The organism is Fictibacillus barbaricus, from assembly GCF_031457135.1.
Taxonomy (GTDB): domain Bacteria; phylum Bacillota; class Bacilli; order Bacillales; family Fictibacillaceae; genus Fictibacillus; species Fictibacillus barbaricus_A.
The window spans coordinates 1-16,820 of sequence record NZ_JAVDWA010000012.1; the positions used below are offsets into that span (position 1 = coordinate 1).

Genomic DNA, 16,820 nt, shown 5'->3' on the forward strand with positions numbered 1-16,820 from the left:
TCTCCCCCTGTTAGAGTAGGACGTCGCTGAGCAAACGAGGAAGATGGATGAAAATCCATCTTCTTTTTTTGTATAGAAAAAATAAGAAATGAACCAAAAAAGGTGGAAGATGATCCATACATCTTCTTATGATCTTGTCGATTGATGGCGGTTCGTGGGTTTCTCATGAAAAAGTGTGGGAATCAAGCTGAAATGTGTGGGATGGCCATCAAAAAATGTGGGATTGTCAAAGCAAAGTGTGGGAATATCCAGTTCAGAGCTAAAAAGATAATAAAGAGGAGGAAGATGGATGACGATCCATCTTCCTTTTCGTATGGAGAAGTAAGATTCGGCTAAAAAAAGCTAAAAACTTTTCCAAAAACAAGTTGAAATAAGACTATAAAGGAAGAAGATGGACCATTCCATCTTCCAACCTTATAAAAATATCTCAACACAAACCCCTAAAAGCGCACGCAACTCCCTATATCCACGGTAATCATCAATAATTCCACGGTCAGCGGCCATTTATCCACGTTAATTTTGGTTTAACCACGAACCGACATGATTCAACAAAATTCGCTACCCGCATTTAAGGCAAATCTGTCGCACTTCTTCAATCAAACATCATATGGGTTTGCATTATCTCCTGTTTACTGTTATGATGAATATAGAATTATTTTTGTTCGGTGTTAACGATAGTATGAGATTCGATTTTCACTCTTGAGAATCACTATGGGCAAGGATAGTAATATATTTGTGTGGTAACGCACTAGGAGGCAACAAACATGGAACAAGGTACAGTAAAATGGTTTAACGCAGAAAAAGGTTTTGGATTCATCGAACGCGAAAACGGAGACGATGTATTCGTACATTTCTCAGCAATCCAAACTGATGGTTTCAAGTCTTTAGACGAAGGCCAAAAAGTAACTTTTGACGTTGAGCAAGGTGCTCGTGGAGCTCAAGCTGCTAACGTTCAAAAAGCATAATTCTATATGAATGATTAAACAGGTTCTGTATAGAGCCTGTTTTTTTTGTTGTCTTTTTTTAGGCTCTTTTCTAAAATCAACGTAAAAAGGTAATCAACTATTCGTCTCGTTGTAATAGAAGGTTACCAAGTCTACTAAAGCAGCCTTTCAATAAACACAATAAAAAACCCTGCTCGAAATATCGAGCAGGGCGATGGAACAGGTAAGTAAAAAGATTTAAGTTTCAAAGGTTTGTTTACAGTATACCATAGAGAATGACTAATGCAGAATGGTAAGCAAATGTTTCTTTTAAAAAGTCATTTGATCGATATCATATCCACTTCTTCATTAACGAAATACTTTACCGCAGCTGTCACAGCTTCCTTTACACCCATTGGCTAATGCACCGCAATGCGGGCATCTTGCTACGGCAAATTGAATCAAAGTTGAAAGCATTTTTCTCATGAAATGACCTCCCCTCTATTTTCATAATATTCTAACATTTAAGTCCAATACTTGTAAATATTGTAATTTTATTTCAATATGCAGTTTATAGAACATTCAGCTGTTTAAAGCCTTGTCCCACCGGGGATAAAAGGTTATATAAGAAGCACATACTTGGTTTATTTTCTCGATTACCATAAAGACAGACACAACAAGAGCCAGAATTTCATACATTTTAAAAGAAACTTCAAATTATTTGAAAAAACGTATATCGATAAACAATTCTGGCAACAATGGCATTATGGAGGTGGAAGAATGAAGATGACACGACAATACGGGGAAACGTGCATGGTTTGTGAGGAAAATAAGAATCAAGGCTTACACATTCTTCATCAATTTATTTGCCAGGAATGTGAACAAAAAATTCTCACTGCAAAAACAAACGATGATTACTATAAACATTATTTATCTCAGCTAAGAAAACTAAAATTGGTAAATGCATCATCCTAAAAAGCAGGCAAAACAGCCTGTTTTTTTTGTGTCTTAAAATTCTTTGAGGCTAGCATCTATGATAGAATGAAGTATGTGTAAGGACATTACATACGTATAAGATAAAGGATTTTTATATATGAAAAATGCACCGCTATTTGAAGCGTTAGTTCATCATACAAAGAACAATAACTGGTCTTTTCACGTTCCGGGTCATAAAAATGGCAAAATATTCGAGAAGTCTGGAGCAGCTTTTTTTAATTCGGTTTTACCTCTTGATTTAACAGAACTAAATGGACTCGACGATCTTCACCATCCAGAAGGCGTGATTAAAGAAGCCCAGGAACAGCTTGCCTCTTTTTATGGTGTGCGTAAAAGCTATTTTCTTATTGGCGGCAGTACAGCAGGTAATCTCGCAATGATATTGGCTTCTTTTAAACAAGATGATGTGGTTTTCGTTCAGAGAAACTGTCATAAATCAGTTCTTAATGGTCTTGAGCTTGCGGGTGTTACACCTGTTTTTTTATCCCCAGAAGTGGATGAAGAGGGCGGTTTTGCATTAGGAGTTCCGGTTGAAACAATAAAAGAAGCTTTAAGGGAATTTCCAGCGTCAAAGGGTATCATACTCACAAACCCCACTTACTACGGAATGCAGCAAGATATATCGGATATTGCTTCGATCATTCATGACAAAGGCGGAATCGTTTTAGTGGATGAGGCACATGGAGCACATTTCGGACTAAAAGGTATGCCGAACTTGGCGATACAACAAGGGGCGGATGTTGTTGTGCAGTCTGCGCATAAGACCCTCCCAGCTTTAACGATGGGTGCCTTTTTACACGTAAATAGCAATCGCATAGACGCCTATCGCTTATCACATGCTTTGCAGATGGTTCAATCGAGTTCCCCTTCTTATCTCGTGATGGCTTCACTGGACTTAAGCCGTCTATATATGGAGAGTCTATCGGATGAAGACGTAACAAACATCATAAACCAGTCACAGACATTTAAGGGATTTATCCATTCATTGCCCCATCTTCATGTTGTAAAAAATTTAAAGGGATATGTGTCAGATCCATTGAAGATTACGATTCAGTCAGACAGGGAAATATCAGGATATGAACTTCAAAGTCTTTTAGAAAAAGAAGGAATATATTCTGAACTAGCTGATGATCGGAATGTACTGTTAGTGCTTCCTCTTGGCATGATGGATTCAATAACTGACTTAAAGAAAGTTTTTCATAAATTATCAGATCAGCTTTCGATATATAGAAATAAAGAATTATTCGAAAATAATGTACCTGTATTCCCGGCTGTAACTATGCTGGAGCTCACGTATACACAAATGAAAAAAATGCATCCTCAAAAAATGCTAATTGAAGCTGCGGCAGGTTATATAGCAGCTGAGGCGGTCATACCGTATCCTCCAGGAATTCCTTTAATCGCAAAAGGAGAGAAAATTACGTCAGAAAGCATTCGTCTATATTTTTCTTTAAAAGATAAAGGTGCCAAGTTCCAGGGAACGACCGAGAACGGCGAGATGTATGTATTTGATATCAGTAAGGAGCAAGAGCATTGAAAGGTTTATTTATTACGCTAGAAGGTCCAGATGGATCAGGAAAAACAACACAAGTTTCAAAGGTGGCTGATTATCTGGCTCAGCATCATATTGATTTTATCCAAACGCGTGAACCAGGCGGAACAAGGATCAGTGATAAGATTCGCGGACTGATTTTAGATCCTGAACATCAGGAAATGCATGATCTGACAGAAGTATTACTGTATGCAGCATCAAGAGCTCAGCACGTTCACGAAAAAATTATTCCTAATTTAGAACAGGGAAAGGTTGTTTTATGTGACCGATTTGTTGATGCTTCACTTGCCTATCAAGGGTTTGGCCTTGGTGTGGGAGAAGAGCGTGTTTTACAAGTAAACAATATCGCTACTAGCGGGTTAGTACCGGACAGAAGTTATTTTATTGATGTCTCTCCTCAAGTAGGCAGGTCAAGAATGAAAGCTCGTTATGGGGATGGCAATCTGGACCGTATTGAACAAAAAGATTTTACTTACCATGACCGTGTTAGAGAAGGGTTTCAGCATATCTTTTCAAACAATACAGAGCGAATTATCCGTATAAACGGAGAACAAGATCCAGATACAGTGTTTCTCGAGATCGCAAAGGATTTAGAGGTACTTTTAGCGAATCATAAGGAAAAGTAAAGGGAGGCATTTGCCATGAAAATGATTATAGCCGTTGTTCAAGATAAAGATAGCAGCCGACTTCAAGATGCACTTGTTGAAAAGGATTACCGCGCCACAAAGCTCGCTACAACAGGTGGATTTCTAAGAGCCGGAAACACAACGTTTATGATTGGAGTGGAAGATGCTCAAATAGAGGATGTCATGGACATCATTCGTGAAAATTGCAAAAGCCGCAATCAAATGGTTGCTCCAGTTTCTCCGATGGGCGGAAATGCAGATGCGTACGTTCCTTATCCAGTTGAAGTAGAAGTTGGCGGTGCTACCGTTTTTGTTCTGCCGGTTGAAAACTTTCAGCAATTTTAATACAATCAAACTTCTAATGAGGGATAATTATGAAAATTGGTCAAGATATCCGGCCTGTTCTTGATACGAAACAAAATGATGGGAAAACAGATAAGAAACCATCGATCTCGTTTGGAGAAACGATCTCGAAACAAAGTGATAAACTGCAGTCTGAACAGTTGACTCGTCTTTTGGGAGATATTGAAACACAAGGAAAAAGACTGCTTCAATCCCAAACCGTACGTGACTTGCAGGTTTATAAGAACTTAGTCCAGCGCTTTGTAAAAGAAGCCGTTGATTTTGGAATGCAATTAAAGCAAAACAAAAGCTGGAATGAACAAGGAAGATCAAGAACACTGAAACTTGTGAAGGAAGTGGATGAAGGATTGATTCAAGTAACCGAAATGGTACTGAGCCAGGAAAAAGAATCCATCCATCTTTTAGACAAAATCGGTGAAATCAAAGGGTTGTTAGTGAATTTATATACGTAGCAGGTGAAATAGATGGTGAGCTGGGAAGAAACGAGCAAGACACAGCCTCGTGTTGTTAAACAATTAAAGAACAGCATCAAAAAGCAGCGCCTCGCTCATGCCTATATTTTTGAAGGAGCACATGGAACAGGTAAGATGGCTGTTGCAAAAGTATTAGCAAAAGCTTTTTTGTGCAAAAATGCCATCGATGGAGAACCGTGTGAAAACTGTTCAAATTGTAAAAGGATAACATCCGGCAACCATCCAGATGTACATATCATTACTCCTGACGGGCAGTCCATTAAAATCGATCAAATTAGAAGCTTGCAAAAAGAATTTGCTTATAGTGGAATGGAATCTTCAAAAAAAGTATACATTGTCGAACATGCAGATAAGATGACTGTCCAAGCTGCCAACAGTTTGCTGAAATTTTTGGAGGAACCAGGTTCGGATACAATCGCGTTATTATTAACGGAGCAGGTACACCATCTGCTTGAAACGATCCGTTCCCGGGCACAAACGCTATCTTTCTCTCCCCTTGCACCAGAGGGGATTTTACAAAAACTGATAGATCAAGAAATACCTAAGCCGATTGCGGCATTAGCTTCTTCGCTCACGTCGGATTATGCAGAAGCGCTCGAAATTTGTAGGGAAGAGTGGTTTGCACAAGCAAGAGCCAAAGTGATACAATTGACAGAGGAACTAAGGCAGCGGCCTGACTATTGTCTTGTAGTATTACAAGATCAATATCTTAGTTTTTTCAAAGAAAAAGAACAGTTACGATTAGCTTTAAACTTACTTTTGATCTGGTATCGGGATCTTTTATCTATACATTTATCAAAGACGGAAAACGTTGTGTTTTTCGATCAGCTTCAAGCATTAGAGCACCAGGCTCTTCAAACGTCCCAGCGGAAGACGGGAGAAGCACTGCAATCGATTTTAACTGCTCAATCGAGACTCAGAAGCAATGTGAGCCCACTTATGGTGATGGAGCAATTGGTTTTACGATTACGGGAGGGATAAAACCTTGTATGAGGTAGTGGGAATCCGCTTTAAAAAAGCGGGTAAAGTATATTATTTCGACCCCGGCGACCTTGAAGTGAAAAAAGACGCGTTCGTCATTGTTGAAACAGCGCGTGGAATTGAGTATGGCAAGGTAGTTATCGATAAGAAACTAGTCGGGGAGAATGATGTTGTTCTTCCTTTAAAGAAAGTCGTTCGGCTCGCGACACAGAAAGATATATTATCTGTAGAAGAAAATAAAGCAGCCGCTAAGGAAGCGTTTAATAGTTGTGAGGAAAAAATCATTGAGCACCAGCTGGACATGAAGCTGGTCGATGTTGAATATACATTTGATCGAAACAAAATTATCTTCTATTTCACTGCAGATGGAAGAATAGATTTCCGTGAACTAGTAAAGGATCTAGCTTCTATCTTCAGAACTAGAATCGAACTCAGACAAATCGGTGTCAGAGATGAAGCAAAAATGCTGGGCGGTATTGGTCCTTGCGGGCGAATGCTTTGCTGTTCTACCTTTTTAGGAGATTTTGAACCTGTCTCGATCAAAATGGCAAAGGATCAGAACTTATCATTAAATCCGGCCAAAATATCCGGGCTTTGCGGCCGTTTAATGTGCTGTTTAAAGTATGAAAATGACTATTACGAAGAAGCAAAAGAAGAAATGCCTGATGTGGGTGAGGAAATTATGACGCCTCATGGTGTTGGCCGCGTTGTTGGCTTGAACTTACTTGAGAAACTGATACAAGTAAACATCCCTTCAATGGAAAGAACAACAGAATTTACATTGGACGAGCTAGCAGGCAATAAAGAGGAACTAATCAGTCAGGCCACAGAGTAAAAGAGGTGGAATTCTTGGAAAAAAAGAGTGTATTTTCCCGTGTCGTGCAAATGGAAGTGCAAATTACAGAGTTGTCGAATCAGCTTGAGGATTTAAAAACCCATTTAGCGGCACTAATCGAAGAAAACCACCATCTCATGATGGAAAATGAAAACTTGAGAAACAAACTAAACCGCGACGGAAAAAGAAGTACGAAAATAAGTACTTCAACTTCTAAGGGGAAAAAAGAATCAACCGATATCGGCGAAGGTTATGATAACTTAGCTCGTCTGTACCAAGAAGGATTCCACATTTGCAACCTTCACTACGGAAGTATTCGTTCTGAGGGAGATTGTTTGTTCTGTCTTTCATTTTTAAATAAGAAATAAACGCCTTTCCTAAGGGGAAGGCTTTTTATTATTAGTTCTTTTCTAAAGGCTATTTTCTAAGAGATTGTTGCTATTGGCACATCTAGTTCATATTCTTAAGGACCAAGTTGATTGTAGTGCAAGGTGCGAGACTCCTGGGGGATTAGTGGGACAGGTGAGACTTCTGCAAGTGCAAAGCGCTTAGGAGGCTCACCGCACCCCCCCCCGGAAAGCGAGCATCCTGGAACGGAAATCAACCACTTTCAAAAGCAACAAAGGTTACGAAAACAACTTTATTATCAGAAGAAAGGGGGAGTTTATGTGACACAGCTCCTTCCAAACGAAAGAATTGACTACTTAGTACACGAGGATTTAAAAATCATACAAAGCCCTTCTGTTTTTTCCTTTTCATTGGATGCGGTTTTGTTGAGCCGTTTTGCTTGGGTTCCGATACAAAAGGGGAAGATTATCGACCTTTGCAGCGGGAATGGTGCAGTTGCTCTTCTACTAAGCAAGAGATCTAATGCTCATATAACGGGAGTGGAAATACAGGAAAAGCTGTATAGCATGGCCCAAAGAAGTGTGGCGTTAAACGAATTAACAAAACAGGTTCAGATCGATTTAGGTGATATAAAAGAAGCGCCTGCCCACTATGGATATGGAACATTCGATGCGCTGACGTGCAACCCGCCTTACTTTCCTTCCATGAATCAAGAAGATTACAATCTAAATGAACATTTAGCCATTGCCAGGCATGAAATCCATTGTTCATTAGAAGATGTCATTCGTGTCAGCAGCCAGCTTGTGAAACAAGGCGGAAAAGTGTCGATGGTTCATCGTCCGAACCGTCTTATGGAAATATTAGCATACATGAGACACTATCAGCTTGAGCCTAAAAAGCTGCAGTTGATTTATCCAAAAGCAGACAGTGAAGCGAATATGCTTTTAATAGAAGGTTTAAAGAACGGCAGACCTGATCTGCACATTCTGCCGCCCCTGACTGTATATGGTAACGATGGTGAATATACGCCGGAGTTAAAGAGGATGTTCTATGGGGAATAACGAAGACAATCACTTTGTATATATTCTAGAATGCAAAGATGGTACATACTATACAGGCTATACAAATGAACTTTCTCAACGGCTGCGTAAACATGAAGAAGGAAAAGGTGCAAAATATACAAGAGGAAGAGGACCTTTCCGGCTAGTGTATCAGAAATCTTTTCAAACAAAAACAGAAGCGATGAAAGCAGAGTTTGCAATAAAAAAACTGAACCGATCTGCGAAAGAGCGAATAATAAATGAGGGAAGTGTTTCATATGTGGCAACAAAAGAGCTTCCATAATGAAAATGGGTCAGGTGCCTTGTACCTTGTTCCAACACCTATCGGAAACTTGGAAGATATGACGTTCCGTGCAGTTCGATTGCTAAAGGAATCCGACATAATCGCTGCTGAGGATACGAGACAAACAAAAAAGCTATGCAACCACTTTGAGATCAGCACCCCTTTGACGAGTTATCATGACCATAACAAAATGCAAAGCGGAATGAAGTTATTGGAGGCTTTAAAAGAAGGCAAACAAATCGCATTAGTAACAGATGCAGGCATGCCGGGAATTTCAGATCCCGGATATGAACTTGTTGTTCAATGTGTAGAAGAACAGATTCCGGTTATTCCTTTGCCAGGTGCGAATGCAGCTTTACCGGCACTCGTTGCGTCTGGTTTAGATACAGAACTATTTACCTTCTATGGTTTTTTGCCTAGAGGGAAAAAAGAAAAAAAGGAAGAGTTAGAACGGCTTAAGCGATTTCCTTCCACTTTGTTGTTTTATGAAGCACCACATCGTCTAAAAGAAACCATTAAAGCGATGAATGAAGTATTGGAGAACCGTAAAATTGCAGTCGTTCGCGAACTGACAAAAAAGTTTGAAGAAATCACACGCGGCACACTAAATGAAGTTTCAGATTTTCTAAATCAAGGAGATGCTGAGATCAGAGGAGAATTTTGTTTAGTCGTTGAAGGCAGCGGCAATAAAGATTTTCAAGATGAAGAAGCTGAAGCGTGGTGGGAAGCATTGTCCATAACAGATCATGTTGAGCACTATATCAATCAAGGTGAAAAACCGAAAGATGCTATTAAATCAGCGGCTACTGACCGTAATGTACCAAAGAGGGACGTTTATCAAGAATATCACGGGTTGTAGTTTTTATAAAAACTGTTTCGCATTTATTGTTGTCTTTGAAAGCCATTGATTTCCGTTTCAGGGTGCTCGCTTTCCGCGGCGCGCGCATTGAGTGGTCTATCTTGTCCTGCTTCTCCTGCTGGAGCCTCGCACCTTCCACTCCAACATGTCAATGATGAAAATGACCAATACGATTCAAAAACTACAATCTATTAGAAAGAGACAAAAAGAAAAGAGCCTTCTAAGCGAAGGCTCTTGATGTTCATTGGATTACTTTGCAGTTTGTAATTGCTTTTGAAGTTCTTCCATAACTTCTTTAGCACCTTCACGGCTAAGGATGATTTTTCCGCCGGCAACTGTGTAGTTGTCATCAGAAACTTCACCAGTTACTGCACAAGTCATGTTAGGCTTGTATTTTTTAAGGATGATACGGTCGTCATCCACATAGATTTCTAAAGCATCTTTTTCTGCAATACCTAGAGTACGGCGAAGCTCGATCGGAATAACCACGCGTCCTAGTTCGTCAACTTTACGTACAATACCTGTAGATTTCATAAAATTTTCTCCTCCTAATATATAAAAATATTTCCCTATCTATCTCAATCAATCGTCAGAATTCGACAAAATCTTACGAGTACATCTTACCAAGATTTCCAATTGCCGTCAATAGTTTTGACATAAACATTTTTCAGAACTTTACCAGTTGAATTCTTTGTTATATACCTTTTAATAATACTTCTTAAACATGATAATGGAAGAATTATTCATATATTGTCATAAAAAATTCAAATAAGTGTAAAAGATGAAAAAATATTACTGGAAAATGGAATTGTGATGAATCGTCAAATTTCGACAAAACTAACAACAAAAAATACTATTCATCTATTCCTTTCAACCTTAAGCCTGTTTACCTTGACACACTTTCGATGCATTAGGTATATTTTGAAGGAAGAAAAGAGAATAATGAAAGTATTTACATAGAAATCTTTCGCTTGCTTTTTTACTTTTATGTCCTAATGTAAACAGTTTTTTATAGTTTTTGTAAAAAAGATACATTTTCCGTAAGTGTTATTTTTTTCTAATTGTTTAAAAGACGAATAGTCCCTAAATTGAGGGGCTTTTTTTCCTATAAAGAGAATACCTTGAGGAGGCTGCAATCATGGCAAAACCAACATTCTATATTACAACACCGATTTATTACCCTAGCGGGAAGCTTCATATCGGCCACGCATACACGACAACTGCCGGAGATGCGATGGCAAGATATAAACGTCTTAGAGGTTTTGACGTTATGTATTTAACAGGAACAGACGAACACGGAGAAAAAATCCAAAAGAAAGCAAATGAACAAGGACTGCACCCGCAGCAATATGTAGACGGAATCGTTGATGATATTAAAGCGTTGTGGAAAAAGATGAACATTTCTTACGATGATTACATTCGTACAACTGATGAACGTCATAAAAATTCTGTCGAAAAGATTTTTCAACAGCTTCTTGATCAGGATGATATTTATTTGAGTGAATATGAAGGATGGTATTGTACAGACTGTGAATCTTTCTTTACGGAAAGACAGCTTGAAGACGGAAAGTGTCCAGATTGCGGACGCGAAGTCAAAAAAGTAAAAGAAGAAAGCTATTTTTTCCGTATGAGCAAGTATGCAGACCGTTTGCTCGCTTTTTATGAAGAAAATCCTTCCTTCATCTTTCCAGAATCTCGAAAGCGTGAAATGATCAACAACTTTATTAAACCAGGATTAGAAGACTTGGCTGTATCTCGTACATCCTTTGACTGGGGTGTAAAAGTACCAGGGAATCCAAAGCATGTTATTTATGTATGGATCGATGCGCTTTCTAACTATATTACTGCTTTAGGGTATGGCAGTGATAACGATGAGAAGTTCCAAAAATACTGGCCTGCTGATGTACATTTAATGAGTAAAGAAATAGTGCGCTTCCATACGATTTATTGGCCGATAATGCTTATGGCTTTAGGACTTCCGCTGCCAAAGCAAGTTATCGCTCACGGCTGGTTATTAATGAAAGATGGAAAAATGTCGAAATCTAAAGGTAATGTGGTCGATCCGAATGTACTTATTGATCGATATGGATTAGATCCATTGCGCTACTATTTGCTTCGTGAAGTACCATTCGGTTCAGATGGCGTGTTCACTCCGGAAAGCTTTGTTGACAGAGTAAATGCAGATTTAGCGAACGATTTAGGCAACTTGTTGAATCGTACGATCGCGATGATCGGAAAGTATTTTGATGGGAAGATTCCTTCCTATGAAGGACGCGTAACAGAATTTGACGGTACATTGGAAGAGTTTGCTTCTGAGACTGTGAGAAAAACAGAAGAGGCAATGGAAAAACTTGAGTTTTCAATTGCTCTTTCAACGATTTGGCAGCTTGTCAGCCGAACGAATAAATATATCGATGAGACACAGCCATGGGTAATAGCGAAAGATGAAGCAAGAAAAGGTGAACTGGCTAGCGTCATGTATCATCTTGCTGAATCCCTTCGTATCGTTTCTGTGCTGATCCAGCCGTTTATGACAGAAACACCAGCAAAAATTTGGGATCAGCTTGGACTTTCAAATTCCAACCTTACAGAATGGGAATCTTTAAAAGAATTCGGCATAATTCCTGCTGATACATCTATTGCAAAAGGAGATCCGATTTTCCCTCGTTTAGAAACAGAAGTGGAAGTTCAGTTTATCAAGGATTCAATGGGAAGCACTCTTGCCGCTCCTGAAGAACAAAAGCCAGAAGTAAAGAAAGAAGAAACAGCTCCTGTTGATGAAAAACCTGAAATCTCAATCGATGACTTTATGAAAGTTGATTTAAGGGTAGCGACTGTTATAGAAGCTGAACCTGTTAAAAAAACGGATAAATTATTAAAGCTTCAATTAGATTTAGGGTATGAAAAACGACAAGTCGTTTCTGGAATAGCGCAATATTATAAACCAGAAGACCTTGTAGGCCAAAAAGTGATCTGCGTTACAAACTTAAAACCAGTTAAATTACGTGGTGAACTTTCTCAAGGTATGATTTTAGCTGGATCATCTGAAGGACAATTAACATTAGCAACCGTTGATCCTTCTCTTCCGAATGGTGCAAAAGTGAAATAAATGAAGAAAAGCGGGGATGGTATCCCTGCTTTTTTAGTGCTAAAGACTAGAATTGTTTAGGTTTTTTAAAGGTAAAATAGGACTTAATACCCATTATGTAATTATATTGTAATACGGTTGTTACCCAATTGAATGGTAATTGTGATAAGATTTGTAAAGTTGAAGGGATTGTCTGCTATGTTTGATACACACGCACACATCAATGCAATACAGTTTGATGAAGATCGGCAAGAGGTCATTCAGAGGGCACTGGATGAAGGAGTTACCCATATTGTTGTTGTTGGTTTTGATCGTGAAACGATACGCGGAGCGATGAAACTGGCTGAAGAATATGATTTCATCTATGCTTGTGTCGGCTGGCATCCAGTAGATGCAATTGACATGACCGATGAAGATTTGGCATGGATTGAAGAACTTGCTGCACATCCAAAGGTAGTTGCTCTTGGAGAAATGGGTCTTGATTATCATTGGGACAAGTCACCTGCAGACGTTCAAAAAGAGGTGTTTCGGCGCCAAATCCGGCTTGCCAAAAAAGTGAAGCTCCCAATCGTTATTCATAACAGGGAAGCTACACAAGATGTTGTTGATATCTTAAGGGAAGAAAATGCTCATGAAGTTGGCGGTATTATGCATTGCTACAGCGGGAGCATTGAGGTTGCCCGTCAATGTATGGAAATGAATTTTTACATAAGCTTTGGTGGACCAGTAACGTTTAAGAATGCCAAAAAGCCAAAGGAAGTCGCGAAGGATGTTCCTATGGACCGGCTTTTAATTGAAACGGATTGTCCTTACTTAAGTCCTCATCCATTGAGAGGAAAAAGAAACGAACCATCTTATGTAAAATACGTCGCTCAAACATTGGCAGAATTAAAAGAGCTTCCACTTGAGGAGATCATCAAAAAAACTTCCGACAATGCTTTTAAAATTTTTAACATATCTCGATAAGAGATGTTGTCGGATACTAGCAATATGTGAAGAATATCGCAAGAATCTTTCAAAATATGACAAAAGGGACAGGGAATTTGTCAAATTCTTTTTCTTCCCTTTTTCCTTCTTTTCCGTTCATAATTAGCCTTGGGTCAATTAATGACGAAAAGGAGGGTGATTTGACAGAGAGAAAAAAGATATTTATAATGCATTGCTTGTAGGGGAGGAAAACTGATGTACAAAAACATGATTGCTTTGTTCTCGAGTTTTACCAGAAAGAAACTATCTCTTTCTGTAGCCGCTCTTCTGGTTTTAGCAGTAACAACAGGATTTGTAGGATATAACACGACAAAGTCTGAAGTTTCACTTATGCTAAACGGTAAGAAGACGGAAGTTAACACTCATGCAGACACTGTAAGAGAACTTCTAAGCGAAAATCACATAAATCCAAATAAGCATGATCTAGTCAGGCCAGGGCTAAACGCCAAGGTAAAAGACAACATGAAGATTGATTATGTTAAAGCGAATAAAGTTGTCCTGAATGTAGACGGGAAAAAGAAATCCGTTTGGACGACAGCAAAAACTGTTGAACAGTTTGTTAAAGAACAACAGTTAACGCTAAATGACCATGATGTCATTAAGCCAGGTCTTACTGCTAAAATTCAAAATCATACAAACGTAGAGATTGAATCAGCATTTCCGGTTAATCTTGTTGTTGGTGGAAAATCACAGCAAGTTTGGACCACTTCGACTACCGTCGCTGACCTTTTGAAGCAACAAAAGGTATCATTAGGTGAATTAGATAAAGTATCGCCTGTAAAGACAGAGAAAATCACTGGCCAAACGCAGGTTAATGTCATCCGAGTAGAAAAGGTCACCGATGTAGTGGAAGAAGAAACACCGTTTGCTACGGTTAACCGCAAAGATAGCGGGTTAACACAAGGGAAACAGAGTGTCGTTCAAGACGGCGAAAAAGGCAAAGTGCAAAAAAGTTTCGAGGTTGTTAAGGAAAACGGAAAAGAGGTTTCCAGAAAACTCGTTACGACAAAAACGTTAACTGAAAGTAAAGATAAAATTGTGGCGATCGGTACAAAAGCTAAGCCAAAACCACAGCCGGTTGTTTCACGTAGTAAGGCACCTAGCAATTCAGGGGACAGAGAGATTGTTGTGAATAGTACTGCCTATACTGCTAATTGTTCAGGATGTTCCGGTGTAACAGCAACAGGCTTTAATTTAAAAGCGAATCCAGGAGCAAAAGTAATTGCCGTGGATCCGAGCGTTATTCCACTTGGCTCTAAGGTTTATGTTGAGGGCTACGGATATGCCATTGCTTCAGATACTGGGGGAGCGATTAAAGGCAATAGAATTGATGTGTTCTTTTCATCTCAATCTCAAGCCGAGAGCTGGGGTAGGAAGACCATAAGAATACGAATCATTAAGTAATAACAAAATGATTACTAAGCATGGGGGTTCTATAATCCCTGTGCTTTTTTGTGTTTGTTCATTGATAAGCGTCGAATCTCTTCGTCAGTTTTGTTCTTGCGGTGCTCATGTAGGTTTACTACAATCCGCTCCTCAAAACTTCACTTCCTCGACCTTCTCGCTTCTAAATGAACAACTTATTTGATTGATAAGCGTCGAATCTCTTCGTCTGTTATGTTCTTGCGGTGCTCACGTAGGTTTACTACATTCCGCTCCTCTGAACTTCACTTCCTCGACCTTCTCGCTGCTCCTGCGGTTACTCGTCGCAACTCGCTGTCTTCGTGCAAGTTTTGCTCGTTTCTATATGAACAACTTTTTTTGAATGATAAGCGTCGATCTTACTTAGGTTAAGTTTTCCCGGAGGATTACCGTTTTAAACAATAAATAAGCAGCTAAAATGGTGATTTACATATGCGAATCTAGACTTTCTTGACGCCTGGGTTATACTAGTAAAAGATTATTTTTTCGTTCTACCCATTAGACGCAACTAAACTGAAAAAGGTTTCACCGTTTTGGAGGAAATCATGAAAAAAATTAAAGAAATAATAGTGGTTGAAGGCAAGTGTGATACATTAGCCATTAAACGGGCAGTAATGGCAGATACAATAGAAACAAATGGTTCTGAAATCAGTCAGGACACTTTGAACCGAATTAAAATAGCTTATGAAAGACGCGGGGTCATTGTATTTACAGATCCTGATTTTCCGGGTAAAAGAATTCGCCAGATCGTTTCTGAATTTGTTCCTGGCTGCAAGCATGCCTACCTAGCAAAAGAAGATGCAATTGCCAAGGGAGACAAGGGTGTTGGAGTAGAACACGCTACAAACGAGGCGATCATTGCAGCATTATCTCACGTAAGAGAAGAAATGGTCGGAGAAGAGATTGATACGATTCCATGGGAAGATTTAATAGCAGCAGGCTTAACGGGCGGCCCTGATTCAAAAAGGAGACGTGAGTTAATAGGCTCACAGCTGCGGATCGGTTATATGAATGCAAAACAATTGCATAAGCGTTTAAATATGTTTCGTGTTACACGTGAAGAATTTCAGCAAGCCTTAGAGGCGCTCTATAGAACTGAGGAGGAATAGGACGGGCATGAGAAAAGACATTTCAACTCCCCAATCCACGAAAGCCATATTAGAAAAGCATGGTTTTACGTTTAAGAAAAGCTTAGGTCAAAACTTTTTAATTGATCGCAACATATTAAATAATATTGTGAATGCAGCAGAACTCACAGAGGATTCTGGTGTTATAGAAATCGGACCAGGAATTGGGGCTTTAACTGAATTTATTGCAAGGTCTGCAAAAAAAGCAGTAGCCTTTGAGATAGATCAGCGGCTATTGCCAATCTTACAAGAAACATTAGCTCCATATCCGCACGTTGATGTGATTCATTCAGATGTACTAAAGGCTGATATTCATCAAGTGATTTCTGAGCATTTTGAAGAAGGGCAAGATTTAATGGTCGTAGCGAACCTGCCTTATTATGTGACGACTCCGATTATCATGAAATTACTGCAAGATAAGCTTCCGATTCGAGGAATCGTCTGTATGATCCAAAAAGAAGTGGCTGACCGTCTGGCTGCATCGCCAGGAACGAAGGATTACAATTCCCTGTCGATAGCCATCCAATACTATGCAACCGCGGAAACGATGATTAAGGTGCCTAAAACTGTTTTTGTACCCGCACCTAATGTGGATTCATCTGTCATTAAATTGACGATTCGAAAAGAACCAGCTGTTAAAGTAAAAGATGAGAAGTTCTTCTTTGAAGTGGTCCGTTCTTCTTTTGCGCAAAGAAGAAAAACACTTTGGAATAACTTGATCAGCGGGGTGGTTTCAAAAGAGAAGAAAGAAGATCTTCAAATGATTTTAGATGAGATCGGAATTGATCCTAAACGCCGCGGAGAAACATTAACAATAGAAGAATTCGGTAAATTGGCAGATGCTCTTTTGCCGCTTGTAAAATAAACCTCATTATTCCCCCTGCCCAAACATACTC

The 16,820-nt window shown here is 39.2% G+C and carries 18 protein-coding genes; 17 read left to right on the forward strand and 1 reads right to left on the reverse strand.

The features are described 5' to 3' along the window. Positions 1–764: 764 nt before the first annotated feature. The 12 genes from cspC (at position 765) to rsmI (ending at position 9,300) form a co-directional block, all read left to right on the forward strand. On the forward strand, positions 765–965 hold the full coding sequence (gene cspC / locus J2X07_RS18840; protein ID WP_066292827.1) for a cold shock protein CspC: 201 nt from the start codon (positions 765–767) through the stop codon (positions 963–965). Between the two features lie 738 nt (positions 966–1,703). Further along, complete coding sequence (locus J2X07_RS18845; RefSeq protein WP_310262430.1) at positions 1,704–1,898, forward strand: sigma factor G inhibitor Gin; 195 nt, start codon at positions 1,704–1,706, stop codon at positions 1,896–1,898. 118 nt (positions 1,899–2,016) lie between these two features. Further along, complete coding sequence (locus J2X07_RS18850; RefSeq protein ID WP_310262433.1) at positions 2,017–3,456, forward strand: aminotransferase class I/II-fold pyridoxal phosphate-dependent enzyme; 1,440 nt, start codon at positions 2,017–2,019, stop codon at positions 3,454–3,456. After that, complete coding sequence (gene tmk, locus J2X07_RS18855; protein ID WP_310262436.1) at positions 3,453–4,097, forward strand: dTMP kinase; 645 nt, start codon at positions 3,453–3,455, stop codon at positions 4,095–4,097. Before J2X07_RS18850 ends, tmk begins: the two co-directional genes overlap by 4 nt. Positions 4,098–4,112: 15 nt before the next feature. Beyond that, on the forward strand, positions 4,113–4,442 hold the full coding sequence (locus J2X07_RS18860; RefSeq protein WP_310262438.1) for a cyclic-di-AMP receptor: 330 nt from the start codon (positions 4,113–4,115) through the stop codon (positions 4,440–4,442). 29 nt (positions 4,443–4,471) lie between these two features. After that, complete coding sequence (locus J2X07_RS18865; protein WP_310262441.1) at positions 4,472–4,912, forward strand: YaaR family protein; 441 nt, start codon at positions 4,472–4,474, stop codon at positions 4,910–4,912. 12 nt (positions 4,913–4,924) lie between these two features. Continuing rightward, the gene (gene holB, locus J2X07_RS18870; RefSeq protein WP_310262443.1) at positions 4,925–5,914 is read left to right on the forward strand and encodes a DNA polymerase III subunit delta'; all 990 of its coding nucleotides are present in this window, start codon (positions 4,925–4,927) and stop codon (positions 5,912–5,914) included. Between the two features lie 4 nt (positions 5,915–5,918). Next, the gene (locus J2X07_RS18875; RefSeq protein WP_310262445.1) at positions 5,919–6,749 is read left to right on the forward strand and encodes a PSP1 domain-containing protein; all 831 of its coding nucleotides are present in this window, start codon (positions 5,919–5,921) and stop codon (positions 6,747–6,749) included. A 14-nt stretch (positions 6,750–6,763) separates the two neighbouring features. Further along, on the forward strand, positions 6,764–7,117 hold the full coding sequence (gene yabA / locus J2X07_RS18880) for a DNA replication initiation control protein YabA (protein WP_310262448.1): 354 nt from the start codon (positions 6,764–6,766) through the stop codon (positions 7,115–7,117). Between the two features lie 300 nt (positions 7,118–7,417). Further along, positions 7,418–8,158 carry a tRNA1(Val) (adenine(37)-N6)-methyltransferase gene (locus J2X07_RS18885; RefSeq protein WP_310262450.1) on the forward strand — a complete coding sequence of 247 codons (741 nt, stop codon included), beginning with the start codon at positions 7,418–7,420 and terminating at the stop codon, positions 8,156–8,158. Continuing rightward, on the forward strand, positions 8,148–8,441 hold the full coding sequence (locus J2X07_RS18890; protein ID WP_310262452.1) for a GIY-YIG nuclease family protein: 294 nt from the start codon (positions 8,148–8,150) through the stop codon (positions 8,439–8,441). Before J2X07_RS18885 ends, J2X07_RS18890 begins: the two co-directional genes overlap by 11 nt. After that, on the forward strand, positions 8,416–9,300 hold the full coding sequence (rsmI, locus tag J2X07_RS18895; RefSeq protein WP_310262454.1) for a 16S rRNA (cytidine(1402)-2'-O)-methyltransferase: 885 nt from the start codon (positions 8,416–8,418) through the stop codon (positions 9,298–9,300). The genes J2X07_RS18890 and rsmI overlap by 26 nt, the downstream gene beginning before the upstream one ends. Positions 9,301–9,549: 249 nt before the next feature. Here the strand turns inward: rsmI and J2X07_RS18900 are convergent, their stop codons facing one another. Beyond that, positions 9,550–9,834 (reverse strand): AbrB/MazE/SpoVT family DNA-binding domain-containing protein, encoded by a 285-nt coding sequence (locus J2X07_RS18900; protein ID WP_310262457.1) that lies wholly within the window; start codon positions 9,832–9,834, stop codon positions 9,550–9,552. 604 nt (positions 9,835–10,438) lie between these two features. On the opposite strand from J2X07_RS18900, the gene metG reads away from it, so the two are divergent. The 5 genes from metG (at position 10,439) to rsmA (ending at position 16,789) form a co-directional block, all read left to right on the forward strand. After that, entirely contained in the window at positions 10,439–12,409 is a 1,971-nt protein-coding gene (gene metG / locus J2X07_RS18905; RefSeq protein ID WP_310262459.1) for a methionine--tRNA ligase, read from the forward strand. A gap of 177 nt (positions 12,410–12,586) precedes the next feature. Further along, positions 12,587–13,354 (forward strand): TatD family hydrolase, encoded by a 768-nt coding sequence (locus J2X07_RS18910; protein WP_310262462.1) that lies wholly within the window; start codon positions 12,587–12,589, stop codon positions 13,352–13,354. A 216-nt stretch (positions 13,355–13,570) separates the two neighbouring features. Next, positions 13,571–14,779: a ubiquitin-like domain-containing protein gene (locus J2X07_RS18915; protein WP_310262465.1), complete on the forward strand. Its 1,209-nt coding sequence runs from the start codon at positions 13,571–13,573 to the stop codon at positions 14,777–14,779. Positions 14,780–15,342: 563 nt separating this feature from the next. Then, a complete protein-coding gene (gene rnmV, locus J2X07_RS18920; protein WP_310262468.1) occupies positions 15,343–15,906 on the forward strand; it encodes a ribonuclease M5 in 564 nt (187 codons plus the stop codon). A gap of 7 nt (positions 15,907–15,913) precedes the next feature. Next, positions 15,914–16,789 (forward strand): 16S rRNA (adenine(1518)-N(6)/adenine(1519)-N(6))-dimethyltransferase RsmA, encoded by an 876-nt coding sequence (gene rsmA / locus J2X07_RS18925; protein ID WP_310262470.1) that lies wholly within the window; start codon positions 15,914–15,916, stop codon positions 16,787–16,789. Positions 16,790–16,820 lie beyond the last annotated feature (31 nt).